The 5,222-nt window shown below is 29.6% G+C and carries 5 protein-coding genes; 3 read left to right on the forward strand and 2 right to left on the reverse strand.

The features are described 5' to 3' along the window. Window positions 1–180: 180 nt before the first annotated feature. Window positions 181–1,479 carry a DUF3644 domain-containing protein gene (locus PVE40_RS12250; RefSeq protein WP_274732226.1) on the forward strand — a complete coding sequence of 433 codons (1,299 nt, stop codon included), beginning with the start codon at window positions 181–183 and terminating at the stop codon, window positions 1,477–1,479. Window position 1,480: 1 nt separating this feature from the next. Next, a complete protein-coding gene (locus PVE40_RS12255) occupies window positions 1,481–1,636 on the forward strand; it encodes a hypothetical protein (RefSeq protein WP_274732221.1) in 156 nt (51 codons plus the stop codon). 302 nt (window positions 1,637–1,938) lie between these two features. Here PVE40_RS12255 and PVE40_RS12260 read toward each other — a convergent pair whose 3' ends face one another. Both PVE40_RS12260 and PVE40_RS12265 read right to left on the reverse strand, forming a co-directional pair. Next, window positions 1,939–3,270 carry a type II restriction enzyme gene (locus tag PVE40_RS12260; RefSeq protein WP_274732223.1) on the reverse strand — a complete coding sequence of 444 codons (1,332 nt, stop codon included), beginning with the start codon at window positions 3,268–3,270 and terminating at the stop codon, window positions 1,939–1,941. Between the two features lie 9 nt (window positions 3,271–3,279). Beyond that, the gene (locus tag PVE40_RS12265; protein WP_274732224.1) at window positions 3,280–4,119 is read right to left on the reverse strand and encodes a DNA adenine methylase; all 840 of its coding nucleotides are present in this window, start codon (window positions 4,117–4,119) and stop codon (window positions 3,280–3,282) included. 256 nt (window positions 4,120–4,375) lie between these two features. Here PVE40_RS12265 and PVE40_RS12270 point away from each other — a divergent pair, with 256 nt between their 5' ends. Next, entirely contained in the window at window positions 4,376–5,008 is a 633-nt protein-coding gene (locus PVE40_RS12270) for a DNA methyltransferase (protein WP_274732225.1), read from the forward strand. Window positions 5,009–5,222: the final 214 nt, after the last annotated feature.

Consider the following 5,222-nt stretch of genomic DNA (forward strand, 5'->3'; position numbering starts at 1 on the left):
CTTTGGCGGAATTACATTTTGAGTGTACCACGAATGGCTTATTTATTTGTCTAGCTTAATTTTACAATCGACGTTTTAATAAAAAAATAAGAGATCATACATTTGAACATAATTTATAGGTACTTTTGTATTAAGGCCAAATAATACTCTATTATCTAAGGAATAGGAAAGGTGAATAGAATGAGCAATTCGAATCAATCAAAATTAGATAAATCTTATAATTTTTTATTGAATAAAAAAAAACAAGCAGAAAGTTTTACAATTGACGAGTTATGTGATTATACAGATTGGAAGCCAGCAACTGCTAAGACCTACCTAAGTAAAAAATGGAAAGATTTAGTTTCAAAAAAAAATGGTAAATATTATAATGTAAATGAAAAATTCGATTTTACTCTTAAAGAATACAATCTTTATATGTCACAAGTCCAAGAGAAAAGTACTAATTATCAACAATCTTTTTTATCTACAGAAGTAGAGTTATTAATAAAAAAGTCTAGAGACTCTGCAATCTTAGCGATTGATTCTTATAACAGACCTCAGACTTCCTTTAGAACCCAAGGCTTTACAGTATTAATGATAATTGCTTGGACATCTTTACTTCATTCTATATTCGAAAAAAATAATGTTGACTATTTCTATAAAGATGACAATAATGTTTCAAAAATGATAGATGGCGACAAAAAAGCATGGGAATTAAGCAAATGTATTACGGAATTCGGTAAGCTCTCTGTAACTGTAGAAAGTAATTTACGTTTGTTTATAAAGTTGCGTAATAAAATTGAGCATCGCTATAGTCCTGTTTTTGACTTAGATATCTGTGGACATTGCCAATGCTTACTATTTAATTATGAAGAACTACTAACTTCTACTTTTGGAAATGAGTACAGTCTAAATTCTTCATTAACAATCCCATTGCAAGTGGTAAAGACTCAACAAAGCAGAAATATTAACTCAATGAAAAACGTAGAAGCTGAACATTATTGGGACTTAAAAAACTTATTAGAAGAATATCAAAAGTCTCTCCCTTTTGAAGTTTATTCGAGTATGGACTACTGTTTCAGAGTTTTCCTTGTTCCGAAAACAGGCAACAATGTTAATACATCAGATCTAGCTATAGAATTTATTAAATATGATCCTGAAAATACTAACTTATTAGAAGACTTGAATAAACAATTAGTCATCATTAAGGAAAGAAATATACAAGTTGCAAATCAAGGTAAGTACAAACCGAAAGCGGTTTCGGAAAAAGTGTCAAATAAGCTTCATAAACCTTTTACTGTAAATCATCATACTAAAGCGTGGAAATATTTTGATGTTAGAAAATCTGGTAACCAGGCAGCAGGCTGTGATACTAGATATTGTCAATTTGACGAAGCCCATGACAGTTACGTGTATACACAAAATTGGATAAACTTTTTGATAAACAACCTGTCTAATGAAAATGAATATCTTCAAGTCATCAACTATAAGGAAAAATAATATGAATAATACTTCAACAGCAAAGAAATGGCTTCTCTTAAACAATTACGAAGATATCGCACTACTAATAGATATTGTAATATTTAGATGGAATTTGAAAGGTGTTAAAACGAGAAGAAATTGGTGGGAAATACTTGCTGGTAAAAAAAGATGGTAAACCATACGTGATTGAAGCAATAACTTTTCCTATATTAAAATCGGCTCAATTACGACAAGGCTTATCTGTCACTAGTAACGCACTTTGTAGAAATACAGACGAAGTATTCCCAATCATAAACATCTCTAATAGGTAGAAGTAATTAAATTCAGAGAAAATTAAGAATAAACTTCAATACAAAGATGATATTTTCGTAATATTCAAATTTTATGTGGATAGAAACCTCTTAAATATCACCAAAAATTAAATTTATTTTGGTAGATATATTAAGGGGCTTCTTTAATGGTCCAGCATATTTTTATTTAAACACTCTCTACCATACTTAAGATTTCTTCAATCCAAGCATTTATAGTGGACCCTCTTCTTTTTTCAGTAACAGCAGAATATTGATAGGAAGAAAGAAGAGAATGTTCTTTTATTATTTCATGAATTTCAGTAGGTGATAAGCGGCCTCGTTTCTTGATCCTTGCTTTCATCAAAATCGCAAAGGGTTTGTGGGAAAGGATTTGTCTGATCAAAATCATTCTTTTTTCTCTAACTCCGCTGTTTACAAGCTTATTACCTAAATTTGTAAGTGAGACAGTTGAGTCACTATTCAATTTAGCTAATCCTAAATAAATAGCTGCTCTGGAATAATATTGAGCTTGCCTATAAACAAAATCATTTTGAAGTGTTAAATCTTCGAGTGATACTTTTCCTTCTATTGAGTCATCGATCGTTGTAAGCATCTCTACTACCCTTAAAAAATTATTAGCCTGCGGAAAAGGAATATCTTTAGGTTCAGGTACATAACCTTTATTCATTAGGAGTTCTTCAATATCTCTCATAGAGATAGCACCTTCATCAATTATATAGTTTTTTCGATAAAGTAATTTAATAGAATTATAGTTATTAACATCTTCGAAATCAAATACACTAAAATTATATATACCATTTTCATATTGTAAAAATACTGGAGTGACCTTTTTACATACTTTATTAGTCCATAATCTGTATGGATAATACAATTGTCTAATTAAAAACGAACTAGTTTTATTATTTTTTGCTTCAACTAAAACAAGATTTTTTTCTGTTTCGAACCCCGCATCTACTTCAAGTTGGCTATTCTCAACATCTATCTTAAACAACCTATCTTTTTCATCCGTTCCTTGAATGTTAAACGTAAAACTTTCAGAGCTTCTTCTGCCACTTATTGTTTGGAATACCTTTTCAACTCCAAACAATTCATGAACCATTCCACTTATATAAGCTACGTTTAACATACTCGATTCAGAAGTTATACTTTGATAGTCTAATGTCTCTATCCAATCTGGAAAAGGTATTTTATTTATATTCTGTCTAAATGCATTTTTGGAATCATCAATTTGAGAATAAGCATTAAATTTTCCGATTACGTATGATCCTCTTGTAATTGGAAGAATAGATAATCCGTTGTGAAAAAACAAATCAGGTAAGCTATTGACATAATCAAATTTTGTCATTAGTCTTGCTTCCTTAAATTCATTAATTTGGGCAGAGGTTATAATGAATTTTCCTTCATCTTCGATTTTATTTAGAATATTGTACTTTTCAAAAATTTCATTCCAATTTTTATCTATCTTTCTTTCACTATTTCGTCCTGATTTTTTAGTCATATGATCCCCTCACAAGTCATAGTTACGAATCAAAACTTCACCTATTTCTCCTCTTTTACTTCCTATTGAATTAACATTTCTTCTAGCAGATACATATTCAATTATATAATCCTTATACAATTCTTCTATAAAATCTACTTTAGAGTTAGATAGTAAAAATTTAACTCCTTTAGCATTTAGCTTATCACATAGTTTCTTTAGTCTAATTTGTTCCTTTTCATCAAAACCTGATTGTGTGTAGCCAGTAAAATTTGCAGTCGTTGTTAACGGCGCATATGGTGGATCAAAGTATACGAAAGCACCCTTTCGAATGTTTTTCAAGGCTTCTTCAAAATCTCCAGTTAAAAATTTAATTTTACTTTCATTAAAATACGCATTCAATTCTCGTAATACATTTTCATTCTTAATATTCGGATTTTTATATCTTCCATATGGTGTATTAAAAAAGCCTTGGCTATTAACTCTATACAATCCATTGTACCCTGTTTTATTAAGATAAATTAATCTAGAAGCTCTTTGAATATTTGACCATGATTTATATTCAGGTGTCCTGTCAACTGCTCGAATGTCATAATAATACGCTTCTGTATTCTCATGTTTAGATAGATCCTCTATAAGCTCTTCTACATTCTTCTGAATTACTTGGTATGCATTTATCAATTCAGAATTATAATCATTTACAACTGCTTTTATTGGTTGCAGATCAAGAAAAACTGCGCCCCCCCCTAAAAATGGTTCATAATAAGTCGTAATAGAATCTTCTTTTGGCATCCTACTCCTAATTTCAGGCATTAACTGTCTTTTTCCCCCAACCCATTTAACAAAAGGTTGTGCTAATTCTCTTTTCATCAAATTTTCTTCCTTTTTTAATTACTTATACTTTTATATTATATACAGATTCACCTTAACACAAACACTTGTTCGCATCAAGCCTATCGTTATTGTAAGTTCAAACAAGATTTTCAATGTTACTCCCTTATTCTCAAGTTTAACAGTACAAAAACAAAAAAAACATAGATTAATATAATTTTATAAAAGTTTGTTTTTAAAAAAGGAAATCGTATATTTTTACGCATCTTATATATAGAAAAAAGGAGGTTTTTATATGCCAAAAATAAATTCAGTACTATCTTATGTAGATAGAGGCCCATGGGGAAAAAGTGGTTACCGAGGTAATTGTTCAGGGTACGTAATTAAAGATTTAATAGAAAACTATTTTCCAAATTCATCACCCAAGCAATTTATTGAGGTATTTAGCGGAGGGGGAACAGGAGAAGATGTTGCTAAATCATTAGGAATAAATAACAGTGTCCATTTAGACTTAATAAATGGTTGGAATGCGCTAACTGATGAAATTCCACTTCAAGCAGATTTTATTTTCTCTCATCCGCCGTATTGGAATATAATCAATTATCAAGCAGTACGAGAAGATATTAATAAAGATGATCTTTCGTCTTTTGATAGCTATGAAAATTTTATTAAATCTTTGAATTTAATAAACAAAAAAATATATGATGCTTTATTACCCGGAGGAATATATGCAATGCTTATTGGTGATGTTAGAAAAAAAGGGCAATACTATTCCTTACAAAAAGATTTAGATTGGTATGGTAATCTCATAGCACATTTAATTAAAATACAAAACAATACTAAAATGGAAAATTTTCAGTATACAAACATGAACTTCATTCCAATTTTACATGAACATATTTTAGTTTTTAAAAAACCTATTCCTTAAGTATAAAAAGTGGACTATTTATTGAAACAGCAAGTTTTTAATTTATCTAAAATAGATAACTAAAATAACCAATTGTTTAATAAATAGCCCACTATTTAACCTAATATTTAAGCAAACATTCTTTTATCTCTATATACTGTTTGTGGCAAGATAAACGTACATACAATTGCAGCGCAAAAGTACATAGCTCCGCAAGCAGCTTAGGGTAAAATAA

The organism is Jeotgalibaca caeni (assembly GCF_028863945.1).
GTDB lineage: Bacteria > Bacillota > Bacilli > Lactobacillales > Aerococcaceae > Jeotgalibaca > Jeotgalibaca caeni.

Excerpts from the sequence above, each read along its gene's own strand:
- PVE40_RS12265 (WP_274732224.1), bottom strand. The coding sequence starts at position 4,119 with ATGAAAAGAGAATTAGCACAACCTTTTGTTAAATGGGTTGGGGGAAAA.
- PVE40_RS12255 (WP_274732221.1), top strand. The coding sequence starts at position 1,481 with ATGAATAATACTTCAACAGCAAAGAAATGGCTTCTCTTAAACAATTAC.
- PVE40_RS12250 (WP_274732226.1), top strand. The coding sequence starts at position 181 with ATGAGCAATTCGAATCAATCAAAATTAGATAAATCTTATAATTTTTTA.
- PVE40_RS12270 (WP_274732225.1), top strand. The coding sequence starts at position 4,376 with ATGCCAAAAATAAATTCAGTACTATCTTATGTAGATAGAGGCCCATGG.
- PVE40_RS12260 (WP_274732223.1), bottom strand. The coding sequence starts at position 3,270 with ATGACTAAAAAATCAGGACGAAATAGTGAAAGAAAGATAGATAAAAAT.